Annotated in this window: 16 protein-coding genes and 2 tRNA genes; 8 read left to right on the forward strand and 10 right to left on the reverse strand. The window is 60.1% G+C overall.

Annotated elements, in window-relative coordinates:
- Positions 1–3: 3 nt before the first annotated feature.
- From ABJO61_RS05445 to ABJO61_RS05455, 3 genes are read right to left on the reverse strand one after another with little or no spacing between them, the layout of a single operon-like run.
- A complete protein-coding gene (locus tag ABJO61_RS05445; protein ID WP_348327512.1) occupies positions 4–1116 on the reverse strand; it encodes an amino acid ABC transporter permease in 1113 nt (370 codons plus the stop codon).
- Positions 1117–1119: 3 nt separating this feature from the next.
- The gene (locus tag ABJO61_RS05450; protein ID WP_348327515.1) at positions 1120–2322 is read right to left on the reverse strand and encodes an amino acid ABC transporter permease; all 1203 of its coding nucleotides are present in this window, start codon (positions 2320–2322) and stop codon (positions 1120–1122) included.
- Between the two features lie 5 nt (positions 2323–2327).
- The gene (locus ABJO61_RS05455; protein WP_348327518.1) at positions 2328–3431 is read right to left on the reverse strand and encodes an amino acid ABC transporter substrate-binding protein; all 1104 of its coding nucleotides are present in this window, start codon (positions 3429–3431) and stop codon (positions 2328–2330) included.
- 178 nt (positions 3432–3609) lie between these two features.
- Between ABJO61_RS05455 and metC the strand changes: the two genes are divergently transcribed.
- From metC to ABJO61_RS05480, 5 genes are read left to right on the forward strand one after another with little or no spacing between them, the layout of a single operon-like run.
- Positions 3610–4776 carry a cystathionine beta-lyase gene (gene metC, locus ABJO61_RS05460; RefSeq protein WP_348327521.1) on the forward strand — a complete coding sequence of 389 codons (1167 nt, stop codon included), beginning with the start codon at positions 3610–3612 and terminating at the stop codon, positions 4774–4776.
- Between the two features lie 11 nt (positions 4777–4787).
- Positions 4788–5561, forward strand: a complete 774-nt coding sequence (gene modA, locus ABJO61_RS05465) for a molybdate ABC transporter substrate-binding protein (protein ID WP_348327524.1) — start codon at positions 4788–4790, stop codon at positions 5559–5561.
- Positions 5562–5564: 3 nt separating this feature from the next.
- Positions 5565–6284 (forward strand): molybdate ABC transporter permease subunit, encoded by a 720-nt coding sequence (modB, locus tag ABJO61_RS05470; protein WP_348327527.1) that lies wholly within the window; start codon positions 5565–5567, stop codon positions 6282–6284.
- On the forward strand, positions 6281–7411 hold the full coding sequence (modC, locus tag ABJO61_RS05475; RefSeq protein WP_348327530.1) for a molybdenum ABC transporter ATP-binding protein: 1131 nt from the start codon (positions 6281–6283) through the stop codon (positions 7409–7411). The genes modB and modC overlap by 4 nt, the downstream gene beginning before the upstream one ends.
- Before the next feature lie 19 nt (positions 7412–7430).
- Positions 7431–7655, forward strand: coding sequence for an acetyl-CoA carboxylase biotin carboxyl carrier protein subunit (locus ABJO61_RS05480; protein ID WP_348327533.1), 225 nt, complete (start codon positions 7431–7433; stop codon positions 7653–7655).
- Here the strand turns inward: ABJO61_RS05480 and ABJO61_RS05485 are convergent.
- Together ABJO61_RS05485 and ABJO61_RS05490 are read right to left on the reverse strand one after the other, a co-directional pair.
- Entirely contained in the window at positions 7652–8968 is a 1317-nt protein-coding gene (locus ABJO61_RS05485) for a D-arabinono-1,4-lactone oxidase (protein ID WP_348327536.1), read from the reverse strand. The two genes, ABJO61_RS05480 and ABJO61_RS05485, sit on opposite strands and share 4 nt — an antisense overlap.
- A 114-nt stretch (positions 8969–9082) precedes the next feature.
- Positions 9083–9847 carry a tetratricopeptide repeat protein gene (locus tag ABJO61_RS05490; protein WP_348327540.1) on the reverse strand — a complete coding sequence of 255 codons (765 nt, stop codon included), beginning with the start codon at positions 9845–9847 and terminating at the stop codon, positions 9083–9085.
- Positions 9848–10106: 259 nt separating this feature from the next.
- On the opposite strand from ABJO61_RS05490, the gene ABJO61_RS05495 reads away from it, so the two are divergent.
- Both ABJO61_RS05495 and ligD read left to right on the forward strand, forming a co-directional pair.
- Entirely contained in the window at positions 10107–11084 is a 978-nt protein-coding gene (locus ABJO61_RS05495; protein ID WP_348327543.1) for a Ku protein, read from the forward strand.
- Positions 11085–11088: 4 nt separating this feature from the next.
- Positions 11089–13617, forward strand: coding sequence for a DNA ligase D (ligD, locus tag ABJO61_RS05500; protein ID WP_348327546.1), 2529 nt, complete (start codon positions 11089–11091; stop codon positions 13615–13617).
- Positions 13618–13626: 9 nt separating this feature from the next.
- On the opposite strand, the gene ABJO61_RS05505 is transcribed toward ligD, so the two are convergent.
- Together ABJO61_RS05505 and ABJO61_RS05510 are read right to left on the reverse strand one after the other, a co-directional pair.
- Positions 13627–13703: transfer RNA gene (locus ABJO61_RS05505), tRNA-Arg, on the reverse strand.
- An 11-nt stretch (positions 13704–13714) separates the two neighbouring features.
- The gene (locus tag ABJO61_RS05510) at positions 13715–14023 is read right to left on the reverse strand and encodes an ETC complex I subunit (RefSeq protein ID WP_348327549.1); all 309 of its coding nucleotides are present in this window, start codon (positions 14021–14023) and stop codon (positions 13715–13717) included.
- 168 nt (positions 14024–14191) lie between these two features.
- Here ABJO61_RS05510 and ABJO61_RS05515 point away from each other — a divergent pair, with 168 nt between their 5' ends.
- Positions 14192–14413: a hypothetical protein gene (locus ABJO61_RS05515; RefSeq protein WP_348327552.1), complete on the forward strand. Its 222-nt coding sequence runs from the start codon at positions 14192–14194 to the stop codon at positions 14411–14413.
- Positions 14414–14495: 82 nt separating this feature from the next.
- Here ABJO61_RS05515 and ABJO61_RS05520 read toward each other — a convergent pair.
- The 3 genes from ABJO61_RS05520 to ABJO61_RS05530 all read right to left on the reverse strand — a co-directional run bounded on the left by ABJO61_RS05520 (position 14496) and on the right by ABJO61_RS05530 (position 15674).
- Positions 14496–14572: transfer RNA gene (locus ABJO61_RS05520), tRNA-Pro, on the reverse strand.
- A 36-nt stretch (positions 14573–14608) separates the two neighbouring features.
- Positions 14609–15040, reverse strand: a complete 432-nt coding sequence (locus tag ABJO61_RS05525; protein WP_348327555.1) for a PaaI family thioesterase — start codon at positions 15038–15040, stop codon at positions 14609–14611.
- A gap of 88 nt (positions 15041–15128) precedes the next feature.
- A complete protein-coding gene (locus ABJO61_RS05530; RefSeq protein WP_348327597.1) occupies positions 15129–15674 on the reverse strand; it encodes a cold-shock protein in 546 nt (181 codons plus the stop codon).
- Positions 15675–15704 lie beyond the last annotated feature (30 nt).

Consider the following 15704-nt stretch of genomic DNA (forward strand, 5'->3'; position numbering starts at 1 on the left):
CTCCTAGCGCTCGCGCGCCGCGTTGAGCTTGCGTTCCATGAAATTCGAATATTGAGACATCCCGAAGCAGAAGACCCAGAAGACGAGCGCCGCGAAGATGTAGCCGGTGAGCGCCCCCTGCGGCACCGTCCATGACGGATCGCTGAGTTGCGCGCGGACCTGCCCCAGAAGGTCGAAGATGCCGACAATCAGCACCAGTGTCGTATCCTTGAAGAGCCCGATGAAGGTGTTGACGATGCCCGGAATGACATGGCGCAGCGCCTGCGGCAGAACCACCTGCCCCATCGCCTGCCAATAGGTGAGGCCAACGGCGCGCGCTGCCTCATATTGCCCAGCAGGAATCGCCTGCAAGCCGCCGCGCACCACTTCCGCCATATAGGCCGAGGAGAAGAGCGCGACACCTACGAGGCAACGCAGGAGATTGTCCGGGCTCATACCCTCCGGCAGGAAGAGCGGCAGCATAACGCTTGCCATGAAAAGAACGGTGATCAGCGGTACGCCGCGCCAGAACTCGATGAAGACGATGCAAAGCATCCGTATGGCGGGCATGGACGAACGCCGCCCCAGCGCAAGAACGATACCGAGAGGCAGCGACACGACGATACCGGTGAGCGCTACGACGAGCGTGACGAGCAGCCCGCCCCACTCGCTTGTCGGAACGGGACGGAGCCCCGGCCGGTCCCCCGCGAGCAGCACAAGCGCAATCAGCGGATAGATGACGAGCAGAAAGATCAGGTTGAAGCGCTTGGCGGGCGCCGAGGGAATGAGCGCCGGCACGATGGCAAGAATACCAAGCGCGAAGACGATGTTCACGCGCCATAGCTCGTCCTGCGGATAGCGGCCATAGATGAACTGCCCGATATTCGCCCAGACGAAGGGCCAGCAGGCCCCCTTGCCGTCACCGAGGCAAGCCTCCCGGGTGGTGCCCGACCAGACGGCACTGAAAATCGTGAAGTCGAGAAAGGGCGGAATCGCAAGCCAGAGCAGATAGAGGCAAACCAGCGTAAGGATGGTGTTGCCTATGCTCGAAAACAGATTGCGCCGCGCCCAGACAACCGGCGACATACGCATCTGGTTTTTGGGCGGCGGACGGCCTGTCACATCTTCCATCGCCATCGTTCAACGCTCCTGCAGCGCTACGCGCGCGTTGTACCAGTTCATCGCAAGCGATGTGAGAAGACTCAGCGTGAGATAGACCGCCATCGTGATCGTGATGACCTCGATCGCCTGCCCCGTCTGGTTGAGCACCGTGCCGGAAAAGACAGCGACAAGATCGGGATAGGCAATGGCGACCGCGAGCGAGGAATTTTTCGTGAGGTTTAGTATCTGGCTCGTAAGCGGCGGAATGATGAGGCGGAGGGCCTGGGGAATGACGACGAGACGAAGCGTCGTGCCTTCCTTGAGGCCGAGAGAAGCTGCCGCCTCGCGCTGCCCCCTGCCGACAGACTGAATGCCTGCGCGAACGATCTCGCCAATGAAAGCCGCCGTATAGAGTGTAAGGCCGAGAACGAGAGCGACAAACTCCGGCAAAAGCCGCATGCCGCCCGTGTAGTCGAAGGCGCCCTCGACCGCGAAATCGAGATGGAAGGGCGCGCCCGCAACAAGCCATGTGAGCCCGGGAAGAAAAACGATAAGCGCGGCAAAAACACGCCAGGCAGGGAATAGCTGACCGGTGTCGCGCTGGCGTTTGCGCGACCAGCGGACGAGAAAGACACCGCCGATGAGCGCCACGGCGAATGCAACCAGAAAAGCAATGATGCCCGCATCGAAAATCGGTGCGGGAAGGATCAGCCCGCGATTGTTGAGCAGAACGCCGGGCAGCGGATTGAGGCTGTCGGCAGGGCCCGGTAAGGGGCGAAGCACCGCGAAGTACCAGAAGAAGAGATGCAGCAGCAGCGGAATATTGCGCATGATCTCGACATAGGCGGCGGCGAGTTTCGCAATCAGCCAGTTGTTCGAGAGCCGCAGAACGCCGATCAGGAAGCCGAGCAGCGTCGCCAGCACAATGCCGATAACGGCGACAACGAGCGTGTTCAGCAGGCCGACGATAAAGGCACGGCCGTAACTCGATTGCTCGCTATAGGGAACGAGGGTCTGGATGATGCCGAAGCCGGCCGTATTGTCGAGAAAGCCGAAGCCGGACGAGATGTTCAGCCGTTCGAGGTTTTCCTGCGCTGTCGCGGCAAAGAACCAGACAACGGAAATGACGGCGATGAGGACCGACGCCTGATAGACGAAGGAGCGGACGCGCGGATTGTTCCATCCGAGCGGTGCCGCACTGCGCGGGCGCGCTCCCTTGCTATGCCCCTGCCCCATGCTCATGCCCCTTAGCGGACCGGTGGCGCATATTGCACACCACCATCCGTCCAGAGAGCGTTGAGACCGCGTTTTATGCCGAGTGGCGTTTGCGTACCGACATTACGCTCGAACATCTCGCCATAATTACCGGTGGCCCGGATTGCATGGACCGCCCAGTCCGGCGCAAGCCCGATGGCCTCGCCATAGGCACCTTCACGGCCCAGGAGGCGCTTCACGCGCGGGTTGTCGCTCTCAAGCATGTCGTCAAGATTGGCCGAGGTTACGCCCAGTTCTTCCGCATTGAGCAGCGCGTTAAGCGTCCAGCGCCCGATATCCTCCCACTGCGGATCGCCCTGACGCACGGCCGGGCCAAGCGGCTCTTTTGAAATGACATCGTCCAGAACCTTGTTGGCGTCCGGGTTGGTGAGCTTGAGACGCTGTGCATAGAGACCGGAGGCGTCAGTCGTATAGGCATCGCAGCGGCCGCGGTCATAGGCCACGACGGCCTCGTCGTTCTTTTCGAAGGAAAGAACCTTGTAGCTCAGCCCGCGGCTCCGAAAAAAGTCGGCCAGATTGAGCTCGGTCGTCGTGCCTGTCTCGGTGCAGATCGTACCGCCCGCAAGGTCTTTTGCCGTATCGATTCCCGCATCCTTGCGCACGATGAAGGACTGCCCGTCATAATAGGTGACGCCGATAAAATCGAAGCCGAGCTGCGTATCGCGCGACATGGTCCAGGTCGTGTTGCGGGAGAGAATGTCGATCTCACCCGATTGCAGCGCCGTGAAACGGTCCTTCGCGGACAAAGGCCGGAAACGGACTTTCGCCGGATCGTGAAAAATGGCCGCGGCCAGCGCCCGGCAGAAATCCACATCGATGCCGGACCAGTTGCCCTGTTCATCGGGGCTGGAAAAGCCCGGCAGCCCCTGGCTGACGCCGCATTGCAGAAACCCGCGATTGCGCACCCGCTGAAGCGTGTCGCCCGCCGATGCCCGGTCCTCGCCCTCGCCACCCTGCGTGGAGGCAACCTGCGCATTTTGGCTGATCAGCAACAGGGGGTCATAGGGCAGGAAAAAATAGAGACCGCCGGCACCGATCAGGATTCCGACGATCAGGGCGACCAGAGGGTTCTTCATTCGTCTCCCTTTGGGGATGGTTGCGAAGACGCTCGCAAAGCGGATTATGATTCTTCCAGACTACCCGCCGCGCCCGGCATCGCAAACCCCCGGGGCAAAGTTCACGGGATTTTGCTTCGCTCCCTGTTTTCCCCTTAAATGCCGGGATCAAATCCGGATATCGGCAGCGGCGGAGCGAATGACGAAGAAAAAACAGGATACGCTGATCGTAACGGCCGGCCGCGACCCGGAGGCGAACTTCGGTATCGTCAACCCGCCAGTTTACCACGCCTCCACTGTTCTTTACCCGACGCTTGAAGCCGTGAAGAGCCGCACCCAGCCGGTGACCTATGGCCGCCGGGGCACTCCGACAACATTTGCGCTTCAAGAAGCGATTGCCGAGCTGGAGGGCGGCTACAAGACGGCGCTCACCTCTTCCGGCCTGTCGGCAGTGACGACCGCCCTCCTCGCCTTTCTCAAGGCCGGTGATCATCTGCTGATGGTGGATAGCGTCTACCAGCCTTCGCGCCATTTTTGCGACAAGGTACTGACCCGCTACGGCGTCAACGTGGAATATTACGATCCGCTAATCGGTGCCGGCATCGAACAGCTCATCTGCCCGGAGACAAAGGTGATCTTCACGGAATCGCCCGGTTCCGTGACCTTGGAGGTACAGGACATTCCGGCCATTGCCGAGGTGGCGCACCGCAAAGACGTCACCGTCATGCTCGATAACACATGGGCATCACCGCTCTACTTCAAGCCTTTCGAACATGGCGTCGACGTCTCGATCCAGGCGGTGACGAAGTATCTCTGCGGCCATTCGGATGTGATGATGGGCTCGATCACGACGAGTGAAGCGGCGTGGACAGAAATGCTGGACACACACGGCGCCATTGGCCAGTGCGCCGCGCCCGACGACGTCTATCTTGTGCTTCGCGGCATCCGCACGCTGTCCACGCGCCTCGAACGCCATATGAAAACCGGTGTCGCACTGGCCGAATGGCTCAAGCAGCGCCCGGAAGTTGCGCGCGTTCTTCACCCGGCGCTCCCCGGCGATCCCGGTCATGCCATCTGGAAGCGCGACTTCACCGGCGCCTGCGGACTCTTTTCCGTGGAGTTGAAACCCTGTTCCGAAAAGGCGCTGGCTGCTTTCCTCGACGAGCTCGAATTTTTCGGCATGGGCTATTCCTGGGGGGGGTTCGAAAGCCTCGTCATTCCGCAATATCCAAAGAAGATGCGGACCGCGACGGGCTGGAAGGCCGAAGGCCAGATCCTTCGCTTCCATGCAGGCCTTGAAGACATCGACGACCTCATTGCGGATCTCGAAGCAGGTTTCGAGCGGCTGCGCGTGGCAGAAAGCTGAGGGAGAAATCGATGCGCGTGACGCTATGTTGCCTCGCACTCCTGATGGCCTTCGGGTCTAAGCAAGCACTCGCCTGCGAGCCCGTCTTCATCTTCGCGGCGGCCAGCACGACCGACGCCGTGACCGGCATAGCGCAAGCTTTCGAGACGAAAAGCGGGTGCAAGGTGACGGCTGTTTTCGCAGGTTCGTCCATACTCGCCAAACAGATCGAGGCGGGTGCACCGGCCTCCATCTTCCTCTCGGCCAATGAAAGCTGGATGGACGAGTTGGAGAAGGAAAACTTCGTGATGCCCGGTACGCGCAGCGATCTTCTCGCCAATGAGCTCGTTCTTGTCGTACAGAAAGGACAGAAGCTCGATTTCAGCTTCGATGAAGATACGGACCTTGCCGCCGCGCTCGCTGGAGAGCGGCTGGCCATCGCCAATCCTGATGGCGTTCCCGCCGGCATTTATGCAAAGCAGGCACTCACGCAAATGGGCCTTTGGGACGGCGTTGTGACAAGCATCGTCGCAGCGGAAGACGTACGCGCTGCACTTGTCTGGGTCGCGCGGGGTGAAGCGCGCGCCGGTATCGTCTACCGTACGGATTCGCGCATCTCTCCCGATGTCGAAATCGCCGCCGCAGTGCCGGAAGAAACGCATGATCCGGTCCGCTATCCCGTTGCCCTTGTCGCCGGGCGCGCAAACGAGACTGCGCGAGACTTCCTTGCCTATCTCAGGGGGCCCGCCGGTGCGCGTGTTTTTGCGGAATATGGCTTCACGCCGCTTGAAACACCGGTCAACTGACAGATGAGCGACATGCTGCTCACCCCGGCGGAGGCGCAAGCCCTCTGGCTCTCGCTCAAGATCGGGTTCGCCGGTGCATTGCTCAGCCTGCCCTTCGGGCTGCTGGCCGCATGGCTGTTATCGCGGAAAAGTTTTCCCGGCAAATTCGCCCTCGACCTCTTCGTTCATCTGCCGCTCGTCATGCCGCCCGTGGTCACCGGCTATTTGCTCCTCCTCACCTTCGGTACCCGTGGCCTTCTCGGCCAATGGATGCAGGAAACGTTGGGGCTGACGATTGCCTTCAACTGGAAGGGTGCGGCGCTTGCGGCCGCCATCATGGGCTTCCCGCTCCTCGTGAGGGCGCTGCGGCTCTCTTTCGATGCAGTGGACAGGAAACTCGAACAGGCGGCCCGCACCCTCGGCGCAACGCAATGGGACGTTTTACGAAGCATAACATTGCCGCTCATCATGCCGGGACTGCTGACCGGGCTGCTGCTCGCCTTCGCGCGTGGCCTTGGCGAGTTCGGTGCCACCATAACATTCGTTGCGAATATTCCGGGCGAAACACAAACGCTGCCGATCGCGCTCTATAGCGCGCTGCAATCACCCGGCGGCGAGATACGCGCACTCCGCCTGCTCGTGCTTTCCGTCGTCCTCGCCATAGGAGCGCTTGCCGCTTCCGAGATCTTCGCCGCTCGCATGCGCCGCCGCATATTCGGCACCCGAACGGAGCGCGCGACATGAACGCAACGCTCTCGGTCGAGATCAAACGGCAGATTGAAGACTTCACCCTCGACGTCGCCTTCGACGCCCCGCCCGGCGTCACCGGCATTATAGGCCGCTCGGGCGCGGGCAAGACGATGACGCTGCAGGCAATTGCCGGACTGAGCCGTCCTGAAAGCGCCCTCATCGCGCTCGGAAGCGATATCTACACCGACACCGCGCGCAATATCTTCATCGGGCCCGAGAAGCGTCACATCGGCTATGTCTTTCAGGAAGCGCGGCTCTTCCCGCATCTCACCGTCGCGGGCAATCTTGATTATGGCCTCACGCGCCGCGGTCCCGATACGCCGATCCCGCGCGAGGAAGTGATCGGCCTGCTCGGCCTTCGGCACTTGCTGGACCGCCGCCCGCATGGACTATCGGGCGGCGAAGCGCAGCGCGTTGCCATTGGACGTGCGCTGCTCTCCGCCCCGCATCTGCTTCTCATGGACGAACCGCTCGCCAATCTCGACATCGCAAGACGCCGCGAGATCATGCCCTTTCTGGAAGCGCTGCATGAAAGGCTTCGCCTGCCGGTCATCTTCGTCAGTCACAACATGGAAGAAGTCGTCCGTCTCGCCGACCGCGTCGTCGTTTTCGAAGGCGGGCGTGTCGCGGCCAAGGGCGACATGGCGGAAGTCCTGAACCGCGTCGACGTGCAGAACCTTATCCTCGGTGAAAGCGGAGACGATGGTCTTGGCACCATCCTCAATGCCCGTATCGAAAGCCATGACGACGCCGAAAACCTGACAGAAGTCGCCGGAAATGGTTTCAACCTTTTCGTGCAGCGCCTGCCTCAATCCGCAGGTGCATCCGTCCGGCTGCGCCTGCGCGCGCGTGACGTCACCATCGCGACGGCCGCCCCCCACGGCCTGAGCGTACAAAACGTGATAGAAGGAAACATCGAGGCCCTGGAAGAGGCAGGCACGGGTCAGGTCGATGTAAGCATCAGGACGCGCGAGGGAGAGACGCTCCTTCACGCCCTTGTGACAGGCAGAGCTGCGCGCCTGCTCAACCTTGAAACCGGTATGCCTGTATGGGGCCTGATAAAGACAGTCGCCATCGCGGGAAGCGCAAGCGAGAACCGCATGGCCGATCTTGATCGGTAAAGACAGCAGGGAGAAGACCGTGCCCACCAGGGAAGTGAAGAGCGAGATCACCGGCAAGGTCTGGAAGATCGAAGCGAAACCGGGCGATCATGTGGACGAAGAGAATCCAATCCTTGTCCTCGAATCAATGAAAATGGAGATCCCCGTCTCCGCCCCTGCCGATTGCCGCATTGTCGAAATTCTCGTCGCCGAGGAAGACGCGGTTTCGGAAGGACAAGTCGTCGCCATCGTCGAAACCAGCTAGACCTCACCGAAAATCTGCTTCAGATGCGCGTTGAGGAACTTGCCAGTGGGGTCAAGCCGCCGCCGCACATCCTGGAACTCGTTCCACTTCGGATAAAGTGTTTCGAAGTCCGCCGCACCCAGCGTGTGCAGCTTGCCCCAATGCGGCCGTCCCTCATAGCGCCGGAAAATATCTTCGACGCCAGCAAACAGCTCCTTGTAAGGCTGCTTGTGATACTGGTGCACTGAAATCGTGACGCTGTCGCGATTGTAGAAGGGGCTGAGCCAGGCATCGTCCGCCGCGACATAGCGAAACTCGAGCGGGAAAAGAAAGTTGATCCCGCACTTGCGCATGTAATCGCCGACTTCGCGAATACAGTCCGGCCCCTTCTCGGCAGGCACCGCATATTCCATTTCATTGAAGCGTACATTGCGGTCGCTCGGAAAGGCATCGTGCGACCAGCGCACTTTCGCTTTCTCCTCTCCTTCGCCACCGCCCGAATAGCGCGAACCGCTCGCCGAAGTGAGCAACTTCTGCAAAGGTCCACGTAAGAAAGGCAGATAGCGTGAAACCTCGCAGGCGCGCATCATCGTCTTGTCGCTTGCCGCAATTTCGCCGTCCGGGCGGCGGCGGCGCGGTCGCGCTTCCTGATCGGTTTCCTTCAGGAACTTCACCAGCGCCTGGTCCGCGAAGGGAAACCAGAAAAACTCGAAATGCCGTTCGCTGTCACGAAGTTCCGCCGCGCGGGAGAGAACCTCGTCAATGGGCATGCGTCCGCCCGTCTCTTCCAGCGCATAGACGGGGCGGCACTTCATGGTGATCTCGGTCATGATACCGAGACTGCCGAAGCTCACGCGCCCGGCATTGAAGACATCCGGGTTTTCACTGCGATTGCAGGTGAGTATCTCTCCGTTCGCGACCGCCAGCCTGAAGCCCTCGACAGCCGCCGATACCGAGCCGAGCGCTCCCCCCGTGCCATGCGTACCCGTTCCGACGGCACCCGCAAGCGCCTGCCGGTCGATATCGCCCTGATTGATCAGCGCAAGGCCACGCTCGAAGAGCTCCGGCCCGAGATCGCGGATCGTGGTGCCCGCCTTGATGCGCGCCGTCTGCCGGGCCTCGTCATGATCGACGACGCCGTTCAGCCCCCACAGGGTCATGATCGTGCCGTCGGACTCCACCAGAGGCGTGAATGAGTGGCCGCGGCCAGCGGCGCGAACCGGCGCGACACCGCCTTTCACAGCCTCGGCAACCTCTTCCTCCGTCATGGGCGCCGCCAGCGCTTTTGGCCAGGCCTTCACCCATCCCGACCAGTTCGACCAAACATCAGTCATGCCGCCTCCACTTGTCTCTCAAGCGAATGATAGCGAAAGCGAACAGGCACCGCGCGAAAAAACAAAAGCCCCGGCACAAGGCCAGGGCTTTGCCGTCCGCACCTGCATCGCGACCTATTCCGTGCTGGCGTCTTCACCGGCGGAAGTCTTCACCGTCACCTTTGTCGCCGCGGCGCTTTCCCCGGCCGTCATCGGCTTGAAGGCGCGGACCAGCTTGGTCGCCTCCTTGATCTCAGTTGGCTTCATCTCGGTGGAAAGTGTTTCCAGCGCTTCCGTTGCAAACTTGGGAAAGCCGCCCTCGATCGAGAGCTGGTAATACATATAGGCCTTCACCTTGTCCGCTTCGACGCCCACCCCTTCTTCATACATGGTGGCGATGTTGTATTGCGCGCTCGGATGGCCCTGCTTCGCCGCGGCCTCATACCATTTCGCCGCCTTGGAGAGATCCTTCTTCACACCCCAGCCCTTGTCGAACAGCGTGCCCAGATCTTCCTGAGCACGGGCATCGCCCCATTCGGCACCCAATGTGTAGTACTTCACGGCTTTCACGATATCGCGTTCGACGACCGCAGCGTCGAAATAGGCTTCGGCAAGTTGAAACGCAGCGCCGCCATCCTTGTTTTTCTCGACCGCGCGATCCCATTCGGCAAGCGCCTCGGGGTAGTAGCCGCGCTGATAGAGATCCTGCCCGGATGCTTCGTTGGGCGCACCTGCGATGGACGGGTCCGGTTTGCTCGGATCGGAAAGGACATTGGCCCCGGCCGCCCCGATGCTCATCGAGAAGACCAGCCCCGCCAGAACGACGAGCAACGCAAGGCCAATTACCCGCGCCTGGCTGTTCAGGCCTCGAGCGGCAACTGCGTTTCTATTCCGATGCATAATTTTCCTCCTCCATGCTTCCGGGTGTCTTCGCGCCCCTCAAAAGCCCTTTCATTGCCTCGATGATCAGGAAGCCCGCCATCATTCTCAAGTTACAGCTTGGTCAGGTTCCCGGCCCTCGAACGATTAAGGAGAAATAAGGCAGTACCGGGGCAATCACCCGGCTTGCAGCCCTTTCAGCGCAAGCCGACCGCCGGAACCGCGCCTTCCCTGCAGCGTTTTGCCTCAGTGAGGCAATGGCAGGAAAGTGATTCACGTAATGGCAAAACGAAGCACCACCAGAAAAAGCACCGCAAAAAAGGCAACGTCGCGCCGGAAAACCTCGCACAAGTCCCCTGCCAGTGCTCTTTCCTCGGCCCGTGCGGTGTGGAGCGGAAATCTGAGGCTCGCACTTGTTTCCATTCCCGTGAAAATCTTTCCGGCCACCAAAAGTGGCGCCCGGATCCAGTTCCACCAGGTACATGAGCCTTCAGGAAAACGCATCCGCTACGAGAAGGTCGTTCCAGGTATCGGTCCGATAGACACCGACGAAATCGTGAAGGGTTTCGAACTCAAAAAGGGCCAGTATGTACTTATCGACCCGGAAGAGATCGAAGACCTGAAACTGGAGACGAAAAAGACACTCGATCTCGTCCAGTTCGTGAAACAAGGCGAGATCGACCCTCTGTGGTTCGACCGCCCTTACTACGTCGTAGCGGAAGATGAACTTGCCGAGGAAGGCTACCGCGTCCTCCGCGATGCTTTGAGAGAAAGCGGAAAGGTCGGAATCGGCCAGTTCGTCATGCGCGGCCGGGAACATGTTGCAACCTTGAAACCCTGCGGCGACGGTCTCCTGCTGGAAACGCTCCGATTTGCCGACGAAGTGCGCAGCGCCTCCCCCTACTTCACCGAGATGAGCGACGAAGAGCTGGACAAGGAGCTGCTCTTGCTTGCGGAGGAGCTGATCGAACGGAAAAGCGCACCTTTCGACCCTCGTCAATTCAAGGATCAGTACACGGAAGCCGTACGTGAACTGATCGACGCCAAGGCAAAAAACCGAAAGCACGTCGAAGTCGAAGACGAAGCGCCTACCGGAGGGGCGCAGGTTATCGACCTTGTCGATGCGCTGAAACGATCCGTACGTAGTAATGCCAGATCCGGTAGTACCAAATCCAGCAAGGCAAAGAGCACAAGCCGAAGGTCATCGAAGCGCAGTTCCGCATCGAAGAGTTCTTCGTCCAGACGGAAAGCGGGCTGAGCAGATGGCGCGCGGAAAACCGGGATCGAGCCTCGATGCCTACCATGCCAGGCGCCATTTCAACGAGACGCCGGAACCGCGAGGCCGCAAGACCCGGCGCAAAGGGCGTGGTTACGCAATCCAGATGCATGACGCGAGGCGACTGCATTATGACCTGCGTCTCGAACTTGACGGCGTGTTGAAGAGTTGGGCCATAACGCGTGGCCCGAGTCTCGACCCATCCGACAAGCGCCTGGCGGTGCGCACCGAGGACCACCCCGTTGATTACATCACCTTTGAAGGCGTCATCCCTGAAGGACATTACGGCGCCGGCTCTGTGCTTCTTTGGGATCGCGGTGAATGGGCGCCGGTCGGCGATCCGCATGAAGGCCTTGAGAAGGGAAAGCTCGCTTTCCACCTGCGGGGCGAACGGCTGAAGGGACGCTGGGCACTGGTTCGTTTCAAGGGAAAGAAAAACGATAAACGGGAAAACTGGCTGCTCATCAAGGAGCGTGACGACGAGGCGAGCGAGGACGAAGATGTCGTCGGCGAATACAGGACGAGCGTAGTCACGGGAAAAAACAATGAAGAAATCGCCGAAAGTCCCGGACGCGAATGGTCGGCCCGCGATGGAAAGGAGAACGGCGCTTCGTCGAAAAAACCCGCAAGAAGGCAAGGAAAAAGAGCAAAACTCCCTCGCTTCGTGAAGCCCGCACTTGCCACGCTGGTGGATGATATTCCCTCCGGCGAGAATTGGCTTTTCGAAATGAAGTTCGATGGTTATCGCGCGCTCGCATCGGTAAGCGGCGACAGGGTTCGCATTTATACGCGGAGCGGACTCGACTGGACGGACCGCTTCGGCGCCTTGCCTGAAACCCTTGCGGAGCTCAGCCTGAACGGTGTGCTACTCGACGGCGAAATCGCAGTCCTCGACAAGGATGGCCGGTCGAGCTTTGGCGCCCTGCAAGCTGCCCTGAAGGAAAAGGGTGCCACGTTCTCCTATTTCGTCTTCGATCTTCTTTATGCGGATGGTACGGACTGGCGCAAGAAACCACTCTCGCAGCGCAAGAAAAAGCTGAAAGAGCTGTTGGGGGCCGAAGGTAAAAAGGGGCCGGTCTATTATACGGATCACATCGAAAACGATGGCGGTCGCATGTATCAGACCCTGTGCGGAAAAGGCTTCGAAGGCATTATCGCGAAGCGCGCCGAACATCCCTACCGTTCAGGCCGTGGCAAGTCCTGGCTCAAGATCAAGTGCGGGCACGAACAGGAATTCATTATCACCGGATGGTCGCCATCGACGCGAAATCGTCCGTTTTCTTCACTTCTGCTAGCCGTGCGGGAGGGAAAAGACCTTCGCTATGCGGGCCGCGTGGGCACCGGCTTTTCCAATGACGAACTGGATCGCCTTTCGGCCATGTTCGATAAACTCGGGCGTAAAACCGCTCCGGTTAAAGGCGAGGTTCCCGCATCCATTGCGCGCAAGGCATATTGGCTGAAGCCCGAGCTTGTCGCGCAGATCGGATTTGCCGGGTTCACGAAAGATGGCCTGGTCCGCCACGCCCGCTATCTTGGCCTGCGTGAGGACAAAAAAGCCGCAGCCGTGATCCGTGAGGAAGCCACCCCCGTCGAGGAGATCGAGGATATGCCTGCCGACAAACAGAACTCACCCGTGGTTGCCGGCGTCCGCATCTCGCATCCTGACCGCGTCCTTTTTCCCGAGCAGGGCATCACCAAGATCGAGCTCGCCCGTTATCTTGAAAAGGTGGCCGAAGTGATGATGCCGGAAATCGAAGACCGGCTCGTCAGTCTTGTCCGTTGCCCCGAGGGGCGGCAGAAGAAATGTTTCTTTCAGCGCCACGCCGGCGCGGGTCTTGGCGACGGGTTTCAGGAATTTGAGGTGAAGGGCTCAAAGGAACGCGAGAAGTATCTCTACATCACGGACGTGAAAGGCCTTGTTTCGGCAGCCCAGATGGGTGTGCTCGAGTTCCACATCTGGGGCTCACGCGTGGATGATATCGAACGGCCCGACCGGCTCGTCTTCGATCTCGACCCCGACCCGGCGGTCTCGTTTGAGGAGGTGAAGAAGGCCGCAGGCGAAACCCGCGATGTACTTGATGCGCTTGACCTACAGAGCTTCCCGATGCTCACCGGCGGCAAGGGCATCCACGTGGTAGCGCCGCTTGTCCGCCGCCATGAATGGCCAACGGTGAAAGCCTTCGCCGCAGCGGTTGCTTCGCGCATGGCCGTGCAGGAACCGGAGCGCTACGTGGCGAAGATGAGCAAGGCCGCCCGCAAGGGCCGCATCTTCATCGACTATCTGCGAAATGATCGCGCTTCGACCGCGATCGCCCCCTACTCGCCTCGCGCGCGTGCAGGCGCGCCCGTCGCATGGCCATTATCGTGGGCAGAGCTTGCAAAGGTAAAAGCGGCGAATGAGATGACAGTAAAAACGGCATTCTCCAGGCGGCGCGCTGCCCCTTGGAAGGGCTATGGCAAGCTGCGCCAATCCCTCAAAGCCTCGGCTTTGCGCGCGCTCGACGTGGAAGGGTGAAGGCCGCAATGGCGATCCCGGCAGGACTCGAACCTGCAACCCTCGGCTTAGAAGGCCGATGCTCTATCCGGTTGAGCTACGGGACCGGCAAGCGGCCTCAATGCGTCCAGAGGCTGTGGCGGCCGAACTTGAAATTGTCGGCATAAGCCTTGATCGAACGGCGCTGGGTTTTCGGCTCGAAAACCTGGTATTCGATGCCGTGCTTCTTCGCATAGGCAATAGCTTCCTCTTTCGTATCGAAACGAAGCGTCACCTGCGCATTGGTATCACCCGAACTCGTCCAGCCCATTAGCGGCTCTACCTTGCGCGCGCTGCCTGGCTCGAAGTCGAGCACCCATTTCCGGGTCTTGGCCCGACCGGACTGCATGGCGGTCTTGGCTGGTTTGTAGATGCGAGCGCGTGCCAAATCGGATCCCTCGAAACTCCTGGTCCCTGAAGCGGGGACCGTCGCGAAACCTTGTTCTTATCGCCCCAAAAGCGACGAATTTGCAAGCGATAACAAGATCATCGCCACAGCCAAGGCGACTCGCAAAATCAGGATTGCCGCAGTCCTTCTGCGATGAAGGAGTTTAAGATGAATGTTCCCCCCCGCTATCTCGACCGCGCTACCGCCGTATCTCTGCTTGCCGTTCAAGGCTTCAACACGCTCGATATCGAGTGCATCCTCGACCTCACGGGCCCGATCCTGCGCCAGGGGGCCCCTGTCTGGCCGGCAGCAGCTGTAGAGCGGCTTGCGGCCCGGGCCTGGTGGCTGGCCCCGGCCGAACTCGGCATTGCCATGCCCGAAGCCGCCTGAGGCGGTAGGAAAGACATCGCGCATTCGCAGGCGATCCCGTCGGGATCGCCTGTTTCATTGTGCGGATATGATTGAAATTCGATGGTCGGGGCGGAGAGATTCGAACTCCCGACCCTCTGGTCCCAAACCAGATGCGCTACCAGGCTGCGCTACGCCCCGACATTGCCGAGCAAATACACCCGTTAGGGCAAACACTCAATCCTTGGTCTTGTGTCTGGGCATCAGCTTGAAAACGCCGCTCGCCTTGAGGACCGCCCGGTTGCCGACATAGAGGTCCGCCTCGCAGAACGCAATGGACTTCGTTGCCCGCGTCACCCGTGCTTTGCCTTCAAGCCATTCGCCGGGCCGCGCGGAGGACAGAAAATCCGAATTCATGCGAACCGTTAGCGCAATCGTCTGCGTTTCCCGCCAAACCGCCGTCCCCAGAAGCCCGTCTGCGAAAGCCATCAGCATGCCGCCATGCGTGATGCCCCGCGAGTTGCAATGGCGCTTTTTCACGCGGACGCCGTGAACGAATCCCTCAGGCGTCACCTTGTGGTAAAAAGGCCCGTTATGGCTTGTATATGGGCCGCGGCTCGTCGAAAGGACGAAGCCGTCCGGCGCATTGTCGTCTTCTGTTTCGCTCATCGGGCCATATTCGGGTGTGGGGATGCGCAGCACCACCGGGCGGTGGATCGCCGTCCTATATCATGGGCTCGCAAGGAGATGAAACGGGTCAGTTGCCCTGCACGTCGTCCTGCTGCATCTCGGCGACCATCAGCCCCATGGGGCCTTCGCCGAAGCGAACGCTCATCTGCTGACCCGGAATGAGGTCACGTACGCCGAATCGGCGCAGCGTCTCCATATGGACAAAAATATCCGGGGTGCCTTCGCCGCGGGTCACGAAACCGTAACCGCGCGCACGGTTGAACCATTTCACCGTCACGACCTCAAAGTCGCCAATGGGCACAACCTGCCCGGCAGCACGCGTTGCCGCGCCCGATGATGACGGCTTGACCGCTGTTGTATCATCGACTTCGAGAACCTTGATGGCTTGATTACCTTTGGGCCGGCGCACCGCTTCGCAAGTAACGGTGGTGCCTTCATCCAGCCCTTCATGCCCTGCCTGCTTCAGGCAAGACAAGTGGACGAGAACATCGTCCCGCCCGTCATCGGGAATGATGAAACCATACCCTTTGACCGCATCGAACCATTTGACGACGCCCGTGACTTCGAAAGACACGTCTACGGAGCCCGCCGCACTTTCTAAACGCTCTTCCATCCCCACCACGATCAACTTCCGGACAGTCAA

It is taken from the genome of Parvibaculum sp. (assembly GCF_039973015.1).
Taxonomy (GTDB): Bacteria; Pseudomonadota; Alphaproteobacteria; order Parvibaculales; family Parvibaculaceae; genus Parvibaculum.